The following is an 18,064-nucleotide window of genomic DNA, read 5'->3' on the forward strand; positions in this document are numbered from 1 at the left end:
CGTCCATACAGCAAAAGAAGATTGACCGCGAAGCAACTGTCCGCCAGTCCGCGCCTAAAGAACTGGCCGCGGCATCCGCTGTTCAAATATCATGGCCGTTGCATGAAGATTTGGTTGAACTGGTTATTTGAATGACAACCGGCACGAGAGTACTTCAAGCGATCCTGGCATTATCCAGGATCAGGCCGCGGCGGGCCAGCAAGGCCCGGATAGAAATGCTCGATGAACAGCTTTGGAACAATCAAGCCGAACGCCATCGCCAGGATAATGAGCATGGCGGTGGCGCCGTCCGCGATAGTTCCCAGCAGCAGGTCCGGCGAAGCCTTGGCGCCGAGTGTCGCCAGGTCGACAAGTCCGCCTCCCAGGCGGAACAGGAAGACCCCCGGGATCAGCGAAACCACGGCGGCGAAGGCGAAGGCCGCGAACGGCAGCCGCAGACGATCGGCGACCGGCGTGACGATGGTCCCGACCAGCAGGCAGGCGACCAGCGCGCCCGCCTCGACGCTGCCGCCGGCAAGCGAGATCGTCGCCCAGCGGGCGGCGTGGGCGGCCATCCCGATCAGCATGGGGACCGGCAACATCCGCCACGGCATGGCGAAGAACGTGCCGTAGGCCGCGACGGCAACGCCCGCCGCGATCACGTCATACAAGACAGGCACCGGATCGGACTGCCCGGAAACCGGCAGCGTGACGCCGCCGAGGGAAAGCCCGACCAGCAGGCCGGTGCAGATCATCACAATGCTCAGACTTGCGAAGCCGATCCGCGACGCACCCAGCGCGATGCGTGCCCGGGCGAGATCCATCGTGCCGTTCAGCAGATGCGGACCCGGCACCAGTATCATGCACGGACAGACCGCGATCAGCCGCAGCATCGAACTGACCTGCAGATCGACCGCGACCGCACCGGCCACGCCGGCGAGCAACGCGGCGCAAAACGGTTGAACAAAGGCATTGTGGCTGATCCCGGCAATTCCTCGGCGTAGACATGCCCCGGCAGCGGCACTCAGCGCGATCAGGACAAGGCTGAGCAGGTAGGCCGCGCCGAAGATCACGCCGAGCGCAGCGGCGCCGGCGCCGGCCAGCGCGGCGAACCGCGCGAGGCCAATGGGCGGGCGACGGCCGATCGCTTGCAGCGCCGATCGCGCCGCCGCGATGTCGAGCCGGCCGTCGCCGAGCTGGTCGATCACGCTCAGTGTCGCGGCGACCTTGCCCATGTCCACGCCGACCGGGTCCGCGGCGAAGCTCTCGGCCCGCGCCTCGGTGCCATCGTCGATGCGGAGGTGCAGCTCGCCCCACCGTGGCAGCAGGCTGGCGCGGAAGCCCAGCATGCCGGCCAGCCGCTCCGCCGCCTCGATCGTACGTTGCGTGGTCTGGCCGTTTACGAACAGGAGCGTGGCGGCGAGCCGTGTCAGATCGAGCACTGTCGAGATTGCCACGGGCTCCCGCCGCGCCGGCGCGGAACGTTGCCAGTCCTTGATCGCCGGACCCTTGCGCACCGCGGCCGCCAACGGCTACCGGTCGGCGGCGACGTAAGGCCTGACCATCTTGGCGGGATCGACGACGCGATCGAACTCAGCCTCCGTCACGAACGCTAGCTGCAGGGCGGCCTGCTTCAGCGTAAGGTCGTGGTCCATGGCATGATGGGCGATCTGCGACGCCTTGTCGTAGCCGATCACCGGCGCCAGCGCGGTGACCAGCATCAGCGAGCGGTCGACATACTCCTTGATCTTCTTCAGGTTCGGCTCGGTGCCTTCGACCAGGAACCGGCGGAAGTTGGTGCATCCATCGGTCATCAGCGTCATCGACTGGGTTAGGTTGAAGATCATCAGCGGTTTATAGACGTTCATCTCCAGGTAGCCGCCGGCGCCGCCAAAGCCCACGGCGACATCGTTCGCCATGACCTGCACGGCGATCATGGTCAGCGCCTCAGCCTGGGTCGGGTTGACCTTGCCGGGCATGATTGATGAACCGGGCTCGTTCTCCGGGATCAGCAACTCGGCGAAACCGGCGCGCGGCCCGCATGCCAGCAGCCGGATATCGTTGCCGATCTTGTAGAGCGAGACCGCCAATGTGCGGAATGTGCCGGAAAGCTGCACCAGGGCATCGTGCGCGCCCTGCACGGTGAACTTGTTGGGCGCGCTGACGAACGGCAGATCGGTCAGCCTGGCGATTTCCGCCGCCGCCGCCTCGGCGAACCCCGAGGCGGCATTGATCCCGGTGCCGACCGCCGTGCCGCCGAGGGCCAGCCGGTAGACGCCCTTCAGCGCATCGTCGATCCGCTCCAGGTTGTCCGCCAGCATATCGGCGTAGCCCGACCATTCCTGGCCGAGGGTGATCGGTGTTGCATCCTGCATGTGCGTGCGGCCGATCTTGACGATGTCGTTCCACGCCGCCGCCTTGGCCGCGATCGCATCGTGCAGCGCCTTGACCGCCGGGATCAGCCGCCCCGTCACGCCGACCGCGGCGGCGATGTACATCGCCGAAGGAAACGTGTCGTTCGACGACTGCGACATGTTGACGTGATCGTTCGGATGCACCGGATTTTTGCCGCCGAGCTTCGTGCCGGCAAGCTGGCAGCATCGGTTGGAGATCACCTCGTTCACATTCATGTTGAACTGCGTGCCACTGCCGGTCATCCAGACGTGCAAGGGAAACATGTCGTGGTGCCGGCCATTCAGGATCTCGTCGCAGACCTGGCTGATCAGGCTGTGGGCCGTTTCGTCAAGCCGCTTGCCCGCATGATTTGCGTTGGCCGCCGCCTGCTTCAGCACGGCATAGGCCGTGATCATTTCCCGCGGGATCAGATCCCGCCCGATGCTGAAATGCTCAAGCGAGCGCTGCGTCTGGGCGCCCCAGAGCTTGTCGGCGGGAACCGCGATCTCGCCGAGGCTATCGGTTTCGTTGCGATACTCCGTCATCGCCGTTCTCCTGATGGATTGGGACAGATCAGCCTTGCGCCCGGCAGCCTCTGTACCAGGGCCGTCGGGCGTTACAATAGCGATCGGCAGACGACCTTCACGGCCCCGCGTCATGGAGGGCCGGCCATCCACGCCTTGCGATATCAGGGGTGCCAAGGGCGTGTAGGGTCGCGACAAGCTTCGGCCATGACGAATTGCTGCCACGTGATCGGGAACCGCTTTGATACCGCGAGGCATGGTTGGCGGCGCTTCGCCTGCCATGACGGAACCAGCCAACCGAACCTTCTTTGCCGCCGTTAGTTGCCCACAGATCAAGGCGGGCGGTCACTTCATCCTGACGGGCCGTCGCGCCGGCCGGCCCCCTACTCGGCCGCCATGGCCATTGGCGCCGGCCGCGACAACTGCGCCAGCAACTGGGTGCGGCGAGCCACCGCCTTGGCGCGATTGGCATCCTTCACCGGGCCGAAGCCGCGGATCTGATCCGGCAGTTCTGCCAGCGCGACCGCCACCCCAAGATTGTCCGGCCGCAGCGCCGCGAGCGCCGTGTGCAGGTCAGCGGCATATTGATCAATCAGCGCGCTCTCCTGTTGGCGTTCAGTCTGATAACCAAACGGATCAAGCGGTGTGCCGCGCAGCCGCTTGCCGTGCTGCATCACCCGGAACAGCGGCAAGGCGATCGAGCCGGGGATGGCGATCTTGCGCCGCCGCCCGGTTGCCTTGTCGAACCCGGTGATCAGCGGCGGCGACATATGGAACGCCGGCTTCTCCCCATAGGTCGCGGCGGCATGCAGGCGAGCCACCTCGTATTCATCCTTGTAGGCCATCACGCGATACAGCCCCTCGGCCGCCGCGCGCGCCAACCGTCCAGGCTGCCCGGACACGGCGGTCTCGCGGTCGATCACCATCTGCACCAGGGCGCGGTAGCGGCGGGCATAACGCCTGGACTGGTATGCCGTCAGCGCGCCAACCCGGTGCGCGATCAGATCGTCCAACGAGGCCGGCGGCGCCTCGGTCAATCCCTCCAGGACCTGGTCCACAAGCTCCGGCCGTTCCGCCAGGATGCGGCCCCACAGGAAGGCGCGCTTGTTCAGCTTGACTGCGGCGCCGTTCAGCTCGATGGCGCGCTCGATCGCCGGCTGCCCCACCGGCACCAGACCGCGCTGCCAGGCCATCCCCAGCAGCATGGTGTTCATCGCCTGGGCATTGCCGAACAACCGCTCCGCCAGCCGCACGCCATGCAGCCAGATGGAGGCGCCGGCATCGGTGGCCTTCTCGATGGTGCGGCGATGCAGCGCGGCGTCGATCGACAGCAGCGCGTCGCGCTTGAACTCGGCCGTCGCGGCCAGATCCATGTTGCCAATGACGGCCGAGGACTTCGCGTTGCGCTCCAGCACGCCCGCCTGACAGGCGACCGACAGATCGGCCGCCACCATCAGGTCGGCGGTGGAAAGCGGAATGCGCACCACGTCCAGGTCCGCCTCATCCGCGGCGATCTGCACATGCGCCACCACCGCGCCGTTCTTCTGCGCCAGCCCGGTGAAGTCCAGCGTCTTGACCGCCCTGCCCTCCAGATGCGCCGCCATCGCCAGGATGGCGCCGGAGGTGACGATGCCGCCGCCGCCGATGCCGGCGAACAGCCCGCGCCACACGCCCAGCGTTGGCAGGACCGGCAGCGGCAGATCGGCGGCCAGCTCGGCCTCCCGCGCTTGCCATTGGCTGTCCGCATCGGGTGCCGCGGGCGGCCCGGCCTGGGTGACAAAGCTGGGGCAGAAGCCTTTCAGGCAGGACAGGTCGACGTTGCAGCTTGTCGGGTTGATGCGCCGCTTGCGGCCGAACGGGGTTTCCACCGGTTCGATGGCGATGCAGCCGGACTGGGTCGAACAGTCGCCACAATTCTCGCACACCGCTTCATTGATCACGACGTGCCGGGTGGCCTGCTGCATTGATCCCCGCTTGCGACGGCGGCGCTTCTCGGTGGCGCAGACCTGGTCGTAGATCAGCACCGACGGGCCTTCGTAATCGCGCAAGGACTTCTGCACCGCGTCCAGGTCTTCCCGGCTATGGCGGGTGACACCAGGCGGCAGCGCGGACGCCGGCGGCAGCCGGTCGGCCTCGTCGGCGACGACAGCAATGCGCTTGACACCCTCGGCGGCGATCTGCGCCGCCAGCATCGGCACGGTGGGGGAGCCCTCGGCCGGCTGCCCGCCAGTCATCGCCACCGCGTCGTTGAACAGCAGCTTGTAGGTGATTCGGGTCTTCGAGGCGACCGCCTGGCGGATCGCCAGGATGCCGGAGTGCATGTAGGTGCCGTCGCCCAGGTTGGCGAAGATGTGCTTGACGTCGGTGAAGCTCGACAGGCCGACGAACGGCACGCCCTCGCCGCCCATATGGGTGAAGGTGCGGGTCTCCGGCCCATCGTCCAGCGCCATGAAGTGGCAGCCGATGCCGGCGGTGGCAAAGCTGCCCTCCGGCACCTTGGTCGATGTCGCATGCGGGCAGCCGGCGCAGAACGCCGGCGTCCGCCGCAGCAGACCATCCGGACGGCTGGCGGCGATAGGCAGCGGCGGCGCGGGCAGGTTGAAGCCGGCCTGGCCGAGGAACGCCGCCAGGCCGCCGGCCACGCTCTCCGGTGACAACTCCATCAGCGCCGACAGCAGCGGGGCGCCACGCGGATCGGTCTTGCCGCTGACATCGGGCCGTTCATCCGCCGGCAGGTGATACAGCGCGTCGCGGATCTGGCTTTCGACGAAGCCACGCTTTTCCTCGATGACCAGGATGGCGCGCTTGCCGCGAGCAAAATCCTTCAGGCCCTCGGTTTCCAGCGGCCAGGTCATGCCGATCTTGTAGACCGCCAGTTGCGGGTGCCGGTCCAGTTCAAGACGGCGCAGCGTGTGGATTGTATCCTCGTGCGCCTTGCCGATGGTGACCACGCCGATCGTCGCATCCGGCGCGCCGCTGATCAGCCGGTCGATCCGATTGGCCCGCGCCCAGGCCAGCGCGGCGGGCATGCGTTCATCGATCATGCGGCGTTCGAGTTCGGCGCGGTCGGCGGGAAAGTTCAGCGTGTGGTCATAGTTCAGCCCGTGCGGCGGCATCGGAAAGTCGGGCGTGACGAACGCGCGCCCGGACCGAACGATGGCGGTGGAGGCCTGCTCCATCGTCTCCGCCGTGGTCTTCATCGCGACCCACAGGCCGGAAAAGCGCGACAGCGCCCAGCCGGCCAGGCCAAGGTCCAGCACATCCTGCACCGAAGCCGGGTTCAGGACGGGGATGAAGCAGTTCTGGAAGATGTATTCGGTCTGGTGCGGATAGGTCGACGAATGCGCGCCATGGTCATCGCCGGCAATGGCCAGAATGCCGCCATGCTTGTGCGTGCCGGCCATGTTGGCGCAATGCAACGCATCGCCCGAGCGGTCCACGCCAGGACCCTTGCCATACCACATGCCATAGACGCCGTCGACCTTCGCACCGGGGAAGGCGCCGAGTTCCTGCGTGCCATACAGCATCGTGGCGGCAAGGTCCTCGTTCAACCCCGGCTCAAACCGGATCGCATGCGCCTGCATCAGCTTCTTCTGCGCCCACAACTCGCGGTCCAGGCCGCCAAGCGGCGAGCCGCGGTAACCGGAGACCAGCGCGCCGGTGTTCAGGCCGGCGGCCTCATCCAGGCGCTTCTGTTCCAGCAGCAGCCGCAGCAGGGCCTGGATGCCGGTCAGCAGGACCGGTCGGTCCAGATCGGCGAAGCGGGACTCCAGGGTGATGGCCGCAGGTGCGAGACCGATATCCATGGGCGCTGCCTCTTATAAATCTGAATACTGTATAATGGTGCGGATGGCGTGGGAAAGCTTGTCAAATTTGGACAGGAGCAATGTCCATTTTGGCAGGACGTGCCAAGATGCCTGAAACCGGCAAGGATGGACGGATGGACCTCGACCGGCTGGACCTGGCGATCCTCAATCACCTTCAGGCCAACGGCCGAGCGACAGCGCAGGAACTGGGGGAGGCGGCGCATCTGTCGCCGTCGCCATCGCATCGCCGGCAGAAGCTGCTGGAGGAAGCCGGCGTCATCACGCACTACGTGGCGCTGCTGGATCAGGACAAGGTGGGGCTGCCGGTCAACGTCTTCGTGACCGTCAGACTGGCCAGCCATACCGATGAGGCGCTGCTGGTGTTCGAGCGCGCCGTGGCGCTGTGTCCGGAGGTGATGGAGATGTACGAGATGACCGGCACCAGCGACTACCTGCTGCGCGTGGTGGCGGCGGATATCGCGTCATATGAGGCTTTCCTGCGCGGCCGGCTGACGCATATTCCCGGGGTGCGCTCGATCGAGTCGGCATTGGCACTGAAACGGGTGGTCTATCGCACCAGCCTGCCGCTACGCTCGGGCGGCCGCTGATTGTCCAGCGTCGTTGGCTGAAATCGGGGCTTGGTGATCGATGATCGTGTCGTGCGCTGCGGTGCGCCGCAGCCTTAACGTGTTGCGACACCGGCGGCCAGACTGCGGAACTCGGCGGCCAACGCCGCCTGCCCTGGATCGACCAGCCACACCGCCGGTTCATCCACCGCCGCGGCAAGTTGCGAACGATAGATGTCACGCGGGATTTCCTCCGCGCCGAACTGCGCCAGGTGGGCGGTGACGAACTGCGTGTCCAGCAGCCGAAAACCGCCCAGGCGCAGGCGCGCGACGAGATGCACCAGGGCCGTCTTCGAGGCATCGCGGGCAAAGCTGAACATGCTCTCCCCAAAGAACACGCCGCCCAGCGCCACGCCGTACAGGCCGCCGACAAGAATGCCGTCGCGCCAGGTTTCCACCGAATGGGCAAAGCCCATGCGGAACAGCTCGGTGAACAGCCGTTCGATCTGCGGGTTGATCCAGGTGTCGGTGCGATCGGGCAACGGGGTGGCGCAACCGGCGATGGTGCCGGCGAAGTTCCGGTCGACAGTGACCTGATAGTCACCCGACAGCACCGTGCGCAACAGCCGTCGCGACAGGTGGAACCGGTCCAGCGGCAACACGCCGCGCTTGACCGGATCAAGCCAGAACAGCTTGTCGCCGGCCCGACCCTCCGCCATCGGGAACAGCCCATGGCGGTAGGCGCGCAGGACGAGGTCAGCCGTGACTTCCACCGACCGTCTGGACATGCTGACAACGTGTGTTCGAGGTCGCGTGATTGGAAGGGGCGGGTCGTCGACGGTGTCTAGTGAGCGCGCAACCAAGCGGGATTTCCAGCGCACATCCGCCGAGACACCTGATCTGTCCTTGATTATTTTCCTTTATTGAGGTAAACGGTCCTACAATCAGATCAGGACCCGCCAGTGCCATGACCCAGCCTGATACCGCCGCACGCGTCAATCCGGACGCGCCGGATCGCCTCATGCAGCCAGTCGACATCCTGCTGGCGTTCATCCACAGCTTTCTCGTCCCGCTGTTCCTCGCCGGCGGCGCCGGGGATGTCAGCCTCGCGCGTCTCGTCACCACGGAAACCGTTGCCTCATACCAGGCGCGGACGCACGCGGATCTGGTGAAGATTGGGCAGATCATCGCTTTCGGCATGGCGGTCCTGGACACGCTGCGCCTGTCGATGGGCGCCGACCTTTCGTTGACGATGAAACTGCGGCTGCGCGGCTGCGCCAACGCGTTGAACCGATCCGCCCAGCAGAACAATGCGGCGCTTGAGCGAAGCCGGCGCGGCGATGCGGCGCAGGAAGCCGCCAGCGCACACCGCGCGGCAGCCGACCAGGACGATATTCAGGGAGCCGATCTGCAGGACATGATCGCACAGGCGCAGACGATGCTGCAGGATTTTCAGGCCCAGATCGCGTTGGGAAGCGCCGCGGCAACCAAGCCCGCGGAGACCCCGCCCACCCCGACTCAGCCCGCCCTGATCCAGCCCACTTTGGCTCAGCCAGCCCTGGCCGAGCCAATCCTGGCCGAGCCAATCTCGGCACAGCCAATTCAGGCCGAGCCAATTCCGGCCGAACCAGCCGCGATGCAGCCGGCGCCGGCGGACCCGCCAGCAGCCGAACAGCCGGCGCCTGTGCAGCATGGACCCATCCAGGCTTCGCCGGTGCCCGTGCTTGCGCGGGCCGCGCCACCACGGGCGGCGCATCCGCAACCGCCGGCGGCGAAAGTCGCGAAGTCCGCGGCAGTGGCTGCCGGCACGAACATCGCGGCCGCCGCGATCATCCACCCAGTGACCGCCTCGACCGGCACGCCTGGACACCCGATGATGTGGTCAGGCGCCATGGGCACGGTGGCAAGCGAGATGCTTGGCAACCTCGTCAACGTTCCCTCCCAGCAGCGCAAGGCCGAACTGATGCGGATTGACGCGCTGCTCAGCACCGCCAGCCACCTCGCGATGAATGCAGGCTATCCGCTTCCCGCGGCCAAAGCCGTTCCAATCGGGAAGCACAAACTTTCTTCGCCGAAGTAAGCGTCCATCGACAATCCTCAACCATCATGGCAGGCGGCTGAACGCCGTCCATCGCTTTGAAACTAAAGCATTGCGGTGCGCCCGCATTCGCGTCCGCGGCTCCGCGATCCGGCCTGGGTCGAGCCGATTTCACCGCGCCGCCGCCGCACTGATCACCGTCGGCATGTCCGGCGCCACCGACGCCCTGGCCTCGGCGACCTTTGCATGCTTCGCCGGGCTATCCGGCGGCACCATGTCGTCCGGCACCACCCGCGCCTGGGTTCCCGCGATCACCAGCACCTTCTGCCCCAGCGTCAGCGACACCTTGTCCTTCTGCGTTACGCTGACCAGGTTATTGTTTGACTTGCGCACGATATACTCGAACGCCTTGGTGTCAGCCGAGACATGCTCCACCGATCCCGCGATGCCGCCCATCAGCGACCCGCCCAACACGCTGGTCGCGCTCACCTTGCCCAAGGCGCTGACACCAACCCGCCTCACGCCAACCACCACCCCCGGTTCGACCTTGTTCGCCCGCTCCACCGCATTGCTCGCATTCGCGCCGGACGAGTAGCTCGGCCCGCACCCGCTCAAGGCCGCCAAGATCACGGCCGCCGAGGCCAGCCGACAAGCCAGACGATGCACATTCAAGGTTGGAACACTCCGCTACTTTATCAGTTTGATAGCGGATTAGTTCTTATTTGTCACGGATTGGCGACCATATCGACGTACTGCCAGGGCCGGGACTAGCATCAGGCGCATGACACAGACCCCTCCAAAGCGTGGCGCCGCGGCCAAACAAGGTCTGGCCCGCAACACCGCGAACTATGGCGATCCGGATTTCGCGCTGTATTTGCGGCGATCCTTCGCCAAGTCCATGGGCTACTCCCAGGCCATGCTGGACCGCCCGGTCGTCGGCATCGTCGACACCGGATCGGCCTACAACAACTGCCACCGCACCATGCCGGAGCTGATCGAGGCGGTGAAGCGCGGCGTCCTGGCGGCCGGCGGCCTGCCGATGCCCTTCCCCACCATCTCGCTGTGCGAGCCATCGCTGTTCCCGACCTCCATGCACTACCGCAACCTAGCCGCGCTGGACACCGAGGCGATGCTGACGGCGCAGCCGATGGATGCGGCGGTGCTGGTCGGCGGCTGCGACAAGACCGTGCCGGCGCAACTGATGGCCGCCGTCTCGGCCGACATACCCGCCGTCCAACTGGTCACCGGCCCGATGCTGGCGACACCGTTCCAGGGCGAGCGGCTGTCCGCCTGCACCGACTGCCGCCGCTACTGGGCGGCCTACCGTGCCGGCCGCGTCAGCAATGAGCGGATCGCCGAGATCGAGGGCCGCCTGGCCACCACCGCCGGCACCTGCGGCGTAATGGGCACCGCCTCCACCATGGCATGCCTGGCCGAGACGCTGGGCATGGTGCCGCTGGGTCACGGCTCGATCCCGGCGGTGCACGCCGACCGGCTGCGCGCCGCCGAGGACGCCGGCGCCCTGGCGGTGCGGCTGATTGCCAACCCGATCCGGCCATCGCAGATCATCACCGCGGCCTCAATCGAGAACGCACTGCGGGTGCTGCTGGCGCTCGGCGGATCGACCAACGCGCTGATCCACCTGACCGCGATCGCCGGCCGGCGCGGGGTCAGGATCGACCTGCGGACACTGAACGAACTCTCCGATTCCACCCCTGTGCTGGTCGACCTGAAGCCGACCGGCGAAGGTTACATGGAGGATTTCCATGCCGCCGGCGGCATGCCCGCCCTGCTGTGGGAACTGCGCGACCTGCTGCACCTTGACCCGATCGACGTGACCGGGGTTTCTCTGGAACAGCGGCTGGTGGAACCCGCCTTCGTCGATCGCCGCTATATCCGTGCCCGCGCCGAACCGGTCTCGCCGGTCGGCGGCATCGTGGCGCTGTTTGGCTCACTGGCGCCGCGCGGTGCCATCCTGAAGCGCAGCGCGGCGACCCCATCGCTGTTCGAAACCGAGGCCCGCGTCATGGTGTTCGACGGCCTGGCGGACCTGGCCGACCGCATCGACGATCCCGAACTGGACGTGACCGCCGACGACATCCTGCTGCTGAAGAACGCCGGCTCCCTGACGCCGGCCGGCATGCCGGAGGCCGGCTACCTGCCAATCCCGTCGAAACTGGCCCGCGCCGGGGTGAAGGACATGGTGCGCATGAGCGACTGCCGCATGTCCGGCACCGCCTTCGGCACCATCGTGCTGCACATCACGCCGGAAGCCGCCGCCGGCGGCCCGCTCGGGCTGGTGGAAACCGGCGACCGGATCCGGCTGTCGGTGAAGGACCGCAGCCTGGATCTGCTGGTCCCGCAAGCCGAACTGGACCGGAGGCGCGCGAGGTGGTCGCCGCCGGCCAAGCCGCCGCGTGGCTGGGACCGGCTGATCGCCGACCAGGTGCTGCAGGCCGATGAGGGTTGCGACCTGGCGGTGCTGCGCGCCGGCGGCTGATGTGCTAGGGTTGCGTCCATGAGCATCGCGCTGCGGCAACCAATGAGCCTTGAGGTGTTTCTGGCGTGGGAGGAGCAGCAGGAACTGCGTTGGGAATTTGATGGGTTCGAACCGGTCGCCATGACGGGTGGGACGGCCCAGCATTCGGTCATTCAGCGCAATCTCTACATCGCGCTTGGCACTCGCCTGCGGGGGAAGCGGTGCCAGGTCTATACCGCCGACCTCAAGATCGCGGTTGCCGGGTCGATCCGCTATCCCGACGCCTTCGTGGTGTGTTCGCCTGTTCCAGGCAGAACATTGGTGGTGACGGAACCGGTGGTGGTGTTCGAAGTGCTCAGCCCAAGCACGGCCAGCACGGATTTCGGCATCAAGAACGAGGAATACCGCGACACGCCTTCCATCCAGCGATACGTCATGCTGGCGCAGGACCGGCAGCGAGCCACGGTCTTCGAACGGGCCGCGAACGACTGGATCGGGCATATCGTTTCCGGCGAGGCGATCCTGCGGATGCCCGAGATCGAGATCACGCTGCCTTTGGCCGAATTCTACGACGGCGTTACGTTTGAGGACATACCGCCAGAGGTGTAACCAGATTTATACCAGCGGCCCAAATGGCTGACTGGTATGCGCGTGGGGTTGGTGGGGCGGCCGCGCGCGAAATCAATAAGATACCGACGGCCGTTGACCGGCTATCGGTCAACATCAAGGACCGTTGGTATTATTGGCTGACGGCATTGATCGTCGCCGTCAGGCATCCATATCGTAACGAATGACGAATGGCCATGGTATGCCGCCCGGCAATGATCTTGAGGAAACGAAGGACGCAAACCCGAAGGACGCCGCTACTGATTGAACTGCTCGTCGCGGGGAACAGCCGCATCCGGCGCAACATATAGTGCCGCGCAGTCATGCAGCATCAGGCCGCCGTCAACGGATATGTCCTCGCGGAACGCGTCGCGGATGAAGTCCATCGTATCCAGATGCCGATCCTCGAAATACATCGTATGAACGTCATCCCGTCCGGCGCCAAACACGATCCGGCCGATCTTCGCCCAGATCGATGCCATGGTGCACATGCCGCAAGGTTGCAGGGTCGTATACATCACCGCGCCCCGAAGCTCGTCGCATTGCAGCCGCTGCCCGGCGCGGCGCATCGAGATGATCTCGGCGTGCGCGGTGGCATCATGGCGCAGGCCGACCTCGTTGCAGCCCTCGCCAACAACCTCGCCATCGCGAACGATCACGCAGCCGATCGAGTTCTTGCCTGGTTCGGTCTCGCCCTGTCGCGCCAGGACGATCGCCCGTTCCATCCAGACCGCGTCGTCATCGCTCCACGCCATCACCGCACCCCCATTGCTGGATCAGGTCCCAAACGAGACGTCTTCAAGCCCGCCAACCGGGACGTGAAGTGTTGGCGGGTTTAGCGCATGATCGCGCTGAGCGGCACGTTTAAAGCGCGTGAATCATGCGATCAAACCAACTTGGCCAGAAGCGGCAGGAGACGGAATGCGGATCAAGGCCTTATCAGACCACACGGGCGCCGAGGTGCGAGGCATCGACCTGAGCTGTCCAGTAGCGCCGGACACTCAGGCGACGCTTGCACAGGCCTTCCTGACCCATGGCGTCCTGGTCGTTCGCGACCAGTCGCTGACACCGCTCCAGATGCTTGCGGCGGTGCGTATCTTCGGCTCGGTCTTCCCGCAGCACAACACGCGCTTCGCCATCCCGGACTGTCCGGAGATCCACTACATTTCAAACCAGGACCGTTTCGCCGATGGCCGACGCTATATCCCTGGTGAGGGTTGGCATACCGACCATTCCAATGACCCGCATCCGCCGAAGGCCACCGTGCTGCACGCCGTGACCCTGCCATCCGGCGGCGGCGACACCCAGTTCGCCAACATGGCCGTGGCCTACGCGGCACTGCCGATCTCGATACGGGAGCGTATCACCAACCTGATGGCGATCCACGTCTACCAGAGCAGCCACAGCGCCCGCCAGCTGATGGACCTATCGAATACCAGCAAGGAGCGCGTGCCGAACGCCGTCATCCACCCGCTTGTCCGCACCCACCCGGAGACCGGGCGCCAGTCGATCTACATCAACCCCATCCGGATCGAGGGACTGCTCGGGCTGGACCACCGGGAAGCCCTGCCGCTGCTGGACGAACTGCTGGCGCACGCGACCCGGGACGAATTCCAGTATCGCCACGAATGGCAAGGCGGCGACCTGGTGATCTGGGACAATCGTTGCCTGCTGCACAAGGCAAACGGCGATTACGACATGGCGCAGACGCGATACCTGTATCGGGTGATGCTGCGGGGCGATCGGCCTCCGCGCAACGGCTGAGACACGGTCACTCGTGCCGCGATGTCGAAAATACCGCCGCGTTATGCTCACCCAATTTCGGCGCCGCGCCGGCCGGATGCGGCCGCTCGCGATTGAAGCTGATCGGCAGTCCGACCACGCGCAGATTGCTGCCCGGCAGGGTTCGCAGCATGTCCATCGCTTGCAACTGTTCGGTCGCCGCCAGTTCGGCAATGTTGTTGACGGGCGCCACCGGCACGCCCGCCTCCCCGATAATCCCCAGCCAATCCTGCCGCGTGCGGGTCAGCAGCACCGGCTGCATTGCGTCTACCACCGCGTGGCGGTTCGCTGCGCGCTTACGGCCATCCGCCAGCAGCGGATCGTCACACCATTCCGGATGCCCCATGGCGCGAGCCAGCTTGACGAACAGTCGGTCGTTGCCGGCGGCGATGCAAAGCGGCCGGTCGGCAGTCTCGAAGATCTGGTACGGCACCAGAAGATTGCTGCCGGTGCCATGGCGTTGCGGCAAGGTGCCGGTCACGTTGTAGGTGTTCAGCGGCCCCTGCACCCAGGCCACCGCGCTTTCGAACAGCGAGGCATCGACCACGCAGCCTCGTCCGGTCCGGTCGCGCTGCTGCAGCGCCGCCAGCGCCCCAATCACGCACCACATGCCGGTCGCGGTATCGTTGATCGCCGGGGCGCAGAACGTCGACGGGTCCTCTGGCCGGCCGGTCAGCGTGACCACCGCGCCGTAGCATTGCAGCAACGGATCAAAGCCGGGGGCGAGCTTCAGCGGCCCAGTGTAGCCGAACGCCCAGATCGAGCAGTAGACCAGCCTCGGGTTCACCGCCATCAGCGCATCCGGACCAATGCCGAGTTCATCGACGATGCCGGGGCGCAGGTTCTGAATCAGGATGTCCGCGTCCGCCGCCAGCAGCTTCAGCTTCGCCACATCCGCCGCATCCTTGATGTCCAGGGTGACGGATCGCTTGCCCCGGTTGTTGCTGTGAAAGCTGACCGAGTCGCCATCAACGAACGGCGGTCCCCACAACCTGGCGTCGTCGCCGCCGTCGGGCTTTTCCACCTTGATCACGTCAGCACCCATATCGGCCAGGATGACCCCGGCCAAGGGACCAGCCAGCGCCTGGCCAACCTCGATGACCTTGATGCCGTCCAGCGGCCCGGCCATCACGCGAGCTCCAGTCGCGCATGAAATGCTTCGTCGCGCAGGCTGAACTCCTGGCCGTTCAGGTCGTCGGCGGCCGAACCGCACAGATAGACGATGGCAGCGGCCGGATGCGCCACCGGCGTCAGGCTGCCGCGCGGGATCTGGCTGACCGGGTTGATCCCGGAGGCGCGGATCAGCACCTGCATGTCGGTGTCCGTGGTCCCCGGCTGGAAGCCGAACACGCGGATGCCCTTGCGGGCGGTTTCCAATGCGATGGCGCGGGTCAGCATGTGCAGCCCGGCCTTGGCGCTGCAATAGGCGCTCCAGCCCTCCAGCGGCCGGATCGCCGCACCCGACGACACGTTGACGATCGTGCCATGGCCAGCAGCGAGCATCCCCGGCAGCACGGCGCGGATCGCGTGATAGGCGCCGGTCAGGTTGATGTTGATGTTGCGTGCCCAGGCGGCGGGGTCGCTCTCGGCGATGGAGGCGATCGGCTCGACGACACCAGCATTGTTGATCAGCGCGTCCAGCCGGCCGAAACGCGATCTTGTCGCGTCGACCAGCGCCGCCACCGCGAGGTAGTCCGACACGTCGCAGGCCTGTGCCGAAGCCGCTTCACCAATGGAACGTGCAACCGCCTCGACCCGCGCACCGTCCCGCGCGGTCAGCACGACGCAAGCCCCTGCCTTGGCCAGGGCCGCGGCGGCGGCGGCGCCGATACCGCGGCTGGCGCCGGTAACGATGATGACCTGTCCGTCGAGTGCTGGCATGTCCGGTTCCACCCTTGCTTGAAAGTGGCGCAGGCTACCGCGTTGTCGCGATCCGCACCAAGCGCCGGATGCTCAATCCGTCTTGTCCGTACGGCAGAAGGCCGGTGCGTCCTTCTGCAACATCCCGCAGCCGCGGCGGATTTCGTCGCGGATCAGGTCGCAGGGATTATCGGCATTGCAGGGCGGATGGGTCGCCGGGGACACCGCCAGGCACTGCTCCACATAGCGGCGCGCCTGCGCCGCGCCGGCGGTCTGGTTGCAGGATGGTGTCGCCGCTGCCGGCACGACAACCACCATCCAGCACAGCGTCACCAAGACTGCTCGTTGCACACACACAATCACAATCGCCCCTTCAGGTCAGATAAAGTGTCCGCTCGGCCTGCCGCCGCCGGGTCAGCCCCAACAACGGTTGCAGGACATCGTCGATCCTGGCCTTGTTCCACAACAGGAACGCATCCGCCGCCGTTAATGTGTTACCGATGCGGTGACAGCTCAGCCCTTGAGGACCAACGAAAATTCCACGTCCCGATGTTGAAGCACAAGGAAACCATGGCCGCGAATTGGTTGTCGCTCGTCGCTGTCGTCCCAATGGCGGCATCGACCGCTGTTTCCATGCCATGCAAGTCGTCTGCCAGCGCCTGGTTCGCGCCAGCCAGAGTCATCGTCATGTCGGCATGCACGCCAAGGGTGTGGCCGTACCCAATCGTCCAGACCCCGACGGAATCCTGGTATGCGGCCAGTCGCAGCGACTCGAATGTCTTGATCAGCGCCAGTCCGGTGTCATTCATGGTTCTGCGCATGGCGAACCTCCTGAAGCTTGCTTCCATGAAAATGACGCGAACAGGACAACAGCCACGCGCCGTGGTTGCCCCAGGCCGCGGCGCGTCGCACAGTGCCTGACAGCAACAGGCGGGAGGCGACCGATGCGGGTTTCAGTAGGATTGCCGGTCGCCGACTGGGCCGCCTGCGGGGCCGCCGCGCGCCGAGCGGAGGATGACGGCGCCGATGCCGTCACCAGCAGCGAACTGAAGCACGACCCGTTCACCCCCCTGGCCTTCGCCGCATTAGCCACCGAGCGGGTCGCGCTGGTAACCTCCGTCGCCATCGCCTTCCCGCGCAGCCCGATGATCGTTGCCAACCAGGCATGGGACCTGCACGCCCACTCGAAAGGCCGGTTCGTCATCGGTCTGGGCAGCCAGATCAAGGCGCATAACGAGCGCCGGTTCAGCACGCCCTGGATCGCTCCGGCGGCGCGCCTGGGCGAGTATGTCGAGGCACTGCGGGCGATATTCCGCTGCTGGGAGCATGGCGAGAAACTGAGCTATAAAGGCCGTTACTACAACTTCTCCCTGATGACGCCGGAGTTCTCGCCGCCGGCGCAGCACCGTCCGCTGCCGCCCGTGGCGATGGCCGCGGTCGGGCCGCTGATGCTGAAGACCGCCGCCCGCGTCGCCGACAGCGTCCGGCTGCACAGTTTCGCCACCCGCGACTATCTGCAACAGGTGGTGCGCCCGCTGCTCGCCCAGGAACTTGAAGCCGCGGGAAAATCGTTTGAGAACTTCGAGATCACCGGCGGCGGCTTCGTCGCCACCGGCCCCGACGCGGCGGCGGTAAAGGCGCAGGCGGAGCAAGCCCGTTACCGCGTCGCCTTCTACGGCTCGACCCCGGCCTATCGCGGCGTCTTCGATTTGCACGGCGTGTCCGATCTGGGCGTGAAATTGACTGAGATGTCCAAGCAGGGCCAGTGGAACCAGATGGCGGCACAGGTGCCCGACGACGTGCTGGACCTGTTCGTCGCCCGCGCCACCTATGACGAACTGCCGGCCGCCATCGAGAAACGCTACGGCGGCATTGTCGATACCGTCTCGATCGATTTCACCCCCGGCACCAGCGCCGCCACGCGCCGGACGACGATCGAGGCGATCCAGCGCATTCCCAGCGCCTTCAGGGGCTTTCAAATCTGACTGTGCGCGGCGCGCCGGTTTCCCGTCCGCCCGAACTTGGTTTAG

At 66.0% G+C, this 18,064-nt stretch carries 16 protein-coding genes; 6 read left to right on the forward strand and 10 right to left on the reverse strand.

Annotated features, from left to right (window positions below; translation table 11 throughout):
- Nucleotides 1-170: 170 nt before the first annotated feature.
- The 3 genes from ACQY4S_RS03090 to ACQY4S_RS03100 all read right to left on the reverse strand — a co-directional run bounded on the left by ACQY4S_RS03090 (nucleotide 171) and on the right by ACQY4S_RS03100 (nucleotide 6,703).
- The gene (locus ACQY4S_RS03090; protein ID WP_428483740.1) at nucleotides 171-1,436 is read right to left on the reverse strand and encodes a threonine/serine exporter family protein; all 1,266 of its coding nucleotides are present in this window, start codon (nucleotides 1,434-1,436) and stop codon (nucleotides 171-173) included.
- A gap of 75 nt (nucleotides 1,437-1,511) precedes the next feature.
- Nucleotides 1,512-2,918: a class II fumarate hydratase gene (gene fumC / locus ACQY4S_RS03095; RefSeq protein ID WP_428483741.1), complete on the reverse strand. Its 1,407-nt coding sequence runs from the start codon at nucleotides 2,916-2,918 to the stop codon at nucleotides 1,512-1,514.
- 362 nt (nucleotides 2,919-3,280) lie between these two features.
- A complete protein-coding gene (locus ACQY4S_RS03100; protein WP_428483742.1) occupies nucleotides 3,281-6,703 on the reverse strand; it encodes an indolepyruvate ferredoxin oxidoreductase family protein in 3,423 nt (1,140 codons plus the stop codon).
- A gap of 107 nt (nucleotides 6,704-6,810) precedes the next feature.
- Here ACQY4S_RS03100 and ACQY4S_RS03105 point away from each other — a divergent pair, with 107 nt between their 5' ends.
- Nucleotides 6,811-7,311: an Lrp/AsnC family transcriptional regulator gene (locus ACQY4S_RS03105; RefSeq protein WP_428483743.1), complete on the forward strand. Its 501-nt coding sequence runs from the start codon at nucleotides 6,811-6,813 to the stop codon at nucleotides 7,309-7,311.
- Nucleotides 7,312-7,385: 74 nt separating this feature from the next.
- On the opposite strand, the gene aat is transcribed toward ACQY4S_RS03105, so the two are convergent.
- Nucleotides 7,386-8,057 carry a leucyl/phenylalanyl-tRNA--protein transferase gene (aat, locus tag ACQY4S_RS03110; protein WP_428483744.1) on the reverse strand — a complete coding sequence of 224 codons (672 nt, stop codon included), beginning with the start codon at nucleotides 8,055-8,057 and terminating at the stop codon, nucleotides 7,386-7,388.
- A gap of 179 nt (nucleotides 8,058-8,236) precedes the next feature.
- Between aat and ACQY4S_RS03115 the strand changes: the two genes are divergently transcribed.
- Nucleotides 8,237-9,349, forward strand: a complete 1,113-nt coding sequence (locus tag ACQY4S_RS03115) for a hypothetical protein (protein ID WP_428483745.1) — start codon at nucleotides 8,237-8,239, stop codon at nucleotides 9,347-9,349.
- 129 nt (nucleotides 9,350-9,478) lie between these two features.
- Here the strand turns inward: ACQY4S_RS03115 and ACQY4S_RS03120 are convergent, their stop codons facing one another.
- Nucleotides 9,479-9,979, reverse strand: coding sequence for a hypothetical protein (locus ACQY4S_RS03120; RefSeq protein ID WP_428483746.1), 501 nt, complete (start codon nucleotides 9,977-9,979; stop codon nucleotides 9,479-9,481).
- A 109-nt stretch (nucleotides 9,980-10,088) separates the two neighbouring features.
- Here ACQY4S_RS03120 and ACQY4S_RS03125 point away from each other — a divergent pair, with 109 nt between their 5' ends.
- Both ACQY4S_RS03125 and ACQY4S_RS03130 read left to right on the forward strand, forming a co-directional pair.
- Entirely contained in the window at nucleotides 10,089-11,807 is a 1,719-nt protein-coding gene (locus ACQY4S_RS03125; protein WP_428483747.1) for a dihydroxy-acid dehydratase, read from the forward strand.
- A gap of 18 nt (nucleotides 11,808-11,825) precedes the next feature.
- Nucleotides 11,826-12,395, forward strand: a complete 570-nt coding sequence (locus tag ACQY4S_RS03130) for a Uma2 family endonuclease (RefSeq protein ID WP_428483748.1) — start codon at nucleotides 11,826-11,828, stop codon at nucleotides 12,393-12,395.
- A gap of 254 nt (nucleotides 12,396-12,649) precedes the next feature.
- Here the strand turns inward: ACQY4S_RS03130 and ACQY4S_RS03135 are convergent, their stop codons facing one another.
- Nucleotides 12,650-13,147: a nucleoside deaminase gene (locus tag ACQY4S_RS03135; RefSeq protein ID WP_428483749.1), complete on the reverse strand. Its 498-nt coding sequence runs from the start codon at nucleotides 13,145-13,147 to the stop codon at nucleotides 12,650-12,652.
- Between the two features lie 166 nt (nucleotides 13,148-13,313).
- On the opposite strand from ACQY4S_RS03135, the gene ACQY4S_RS03140 reads away from it, so the two are divergent.
- On the forward strand, nucleotides 13,314-14,156 hold the full coding sequence (locus ACQY4S_RS03140; RefSeq protein ID WP_428483750.1) for a TauD/TfdA dioxygenase family protein: 843 nt from the start codon (nucleotides 13,314-13,316) through the stop codon (nucleotides 14,154-14,156).
- Nucleotides 14,157-14,163: 7 nt separating this feature from the next.
- On the opposite strand, the gene ACQY4S_RS03145 is transcribed toward ACQY4S_RS03140, so the two are convergent.
- From ACQY4S_RS03145 to ACQY4S_RS03160, 4 genes are all read right to left on the reverse strand, one after another.
- Entirely contained in the window at nucleotides 14,164-15,303 is a 1,140-nt protein-coding gene (locus tag ACQY4S_RS03145) for a CaiB/BaiF CoA transferase family protein (RefSeq protein ID WP_428483751.1), read from the reverse strand.
- Nucleotides 15,303-16,055, reverse strand: coding sequence for an SDR family oxidoreductase (locus ACQY4S_RS03150; protein WP_428483752.1), 753 nt, complete (start codon nucleotides 16,053-16,055; stop codon nucleotides 15,303-15,305). The genes ACQY4S_RS03145 and ACQY4S_RS03150 overlap by 1 nt, the downstream gene beginning before the upstream one ends.
- Before the next feature lie 72 nt (nucleotides 16,056-16,127).
- A complete protein-coding gene (locus ACQY4S_RS03155) occupies nucleotides 16,128-16,385 on the reverse strand; it encodes a hypothetical protein (protein WP_428483753.1) in 258 nt (85 codons plus the stop codon).
- 143 nt (nucleotides 16,386-16,528) lie between these two features.
- Entirely contained in the window at nucleotides 16,529-16,882 is a 354-nt protein-coding gene (locus tag ACQY4S_RS03160) for a lysozyme (protein WP_428483754.1), read from the reverse strand.
- A gap of 96 nt (nucleotides 16,883-16,978) precedes the next feature.
- Between ACQY4S_RS03160 and ACQY4S_RS03165 the strand changes: the two genes are divergently transcribed.
- Nucleotides 16,979-18,019 (forward strand): TIGR03617 family F420-dependent LLM class oxidoreductase, encoded by a 1,041-nt coding sequence (locus tag ACQY4S_RS03165; RefSeq protein WP_428483755.1) that lies wholly within the window; start codon nucleotides 16,979-16,981, stop codon nucleotides 18,017-18,019.
- The last annotated feature ends 45 nt before the right edge of the window (nucleotides 18,020-18,064 follow it).

Origin of the sequence: Rhodopila sp. (assembly GCF_965276935.1) — a bacterium.
Lineage (GTDB): Bacteria > Pseudomonadota > Alphaproteobacteria > Acetobacterales > Acetobacteraceae > Rhodopila.

Bases quoted from the DNA above. Each gene is read 5' to 3' on its own strand.
- ACQY4S_RS03150 (WP_428483752.1), bottom strand. From the start codon at position 16,055: ATGCCAGCACTCGACGGACAGGTCATCATCGTTACCGGCGCCAGCCGC.
- ACQY4S_RS03165 (WP_428483755.1), top strand. From the start codon at position 16,979: ATGCGGGTTTCAGTAGGATTGCCGGTCGCCGACTGGGCCGCCTGCGGG.
- ACQY4S_RS03100 (WP_428483742.1), bottom strand. From the start codon at position 6,703: ATGGATATCGGTCTCGCACCTGCGGCCATCACCCTGGAGTCCCGCTTC.
- ACQY4S_RS03105 (WP_428483743.1), top strand. From the start codon at position 6,811: ATGCCTGAAACCGGCAAGGATGGACGGATGGACCTCGACCGGCTGGAC.
- fumC (WP_428483741.1), bottom strand. From the start codon at position 2,918: ATGACGGAGTATCGCAACGAAACCGATAGCCTCGGCGAGATCGCGGTT.
- ACQY4S_RS03115 (WP_428483745.1), top strand. From the start codon at position 8,237: ATGACCCAGCCTGATACCGCCGCACGCGTCAATCCGGACGCGCCGGAT.
- aat (WP_428483744.1), bottom strand. From the start codon at position 8,057: ATGTCCAGACGGTCGGTGGAAGTCACGGCTGACCTCGTCCTGCGCGCC.
- ACQY4S_RS03125 (WP_428483747.1), top strand. From the start codon at position 10,089: ATGACACAGACCCCTCCAAAGCGTGGCGCCGCGGCCAAACAAGGTCTG.
- ACQY4S_RS03140 (WP_428483750.1), top strand. From the start codon at position 13,314: ATGCGGATCAAGGCCTTATCAGACCACACGGGCGCCGAGGTGCGAGGC.
- ACQY4S_RS03135 (WP_428483749.1), bottom strand. From the start codon at position 13,147: ATGGCGTGGAGCGATGACGACGCGGTCTGGATGGAACGGGCGATCGTC.
- ACQY4S_RS03160 (WP_428483754.1), bottom strand. From the start codon at position 16,882: ATGGAAGCAAGCTTCAGGAGGTTCGCCATGCGCAGAACCATGAATGAC.
- ACQY4S_RS03145 (WP_428483751.1), bottom strand. From the start codon at position 15,303: ATGGCCGGGCCGCTGGACGGCATCAAGGTCATCGAGGTTGGCCAGGCG.
- ACQY4S_RS03130 (WP_428483748.1), top strand. From the start codon at position 11,826: ATGAGCATCGCGCTGCGGCAACCAATGAGCCTTGAGGTGTTTCTGGCG.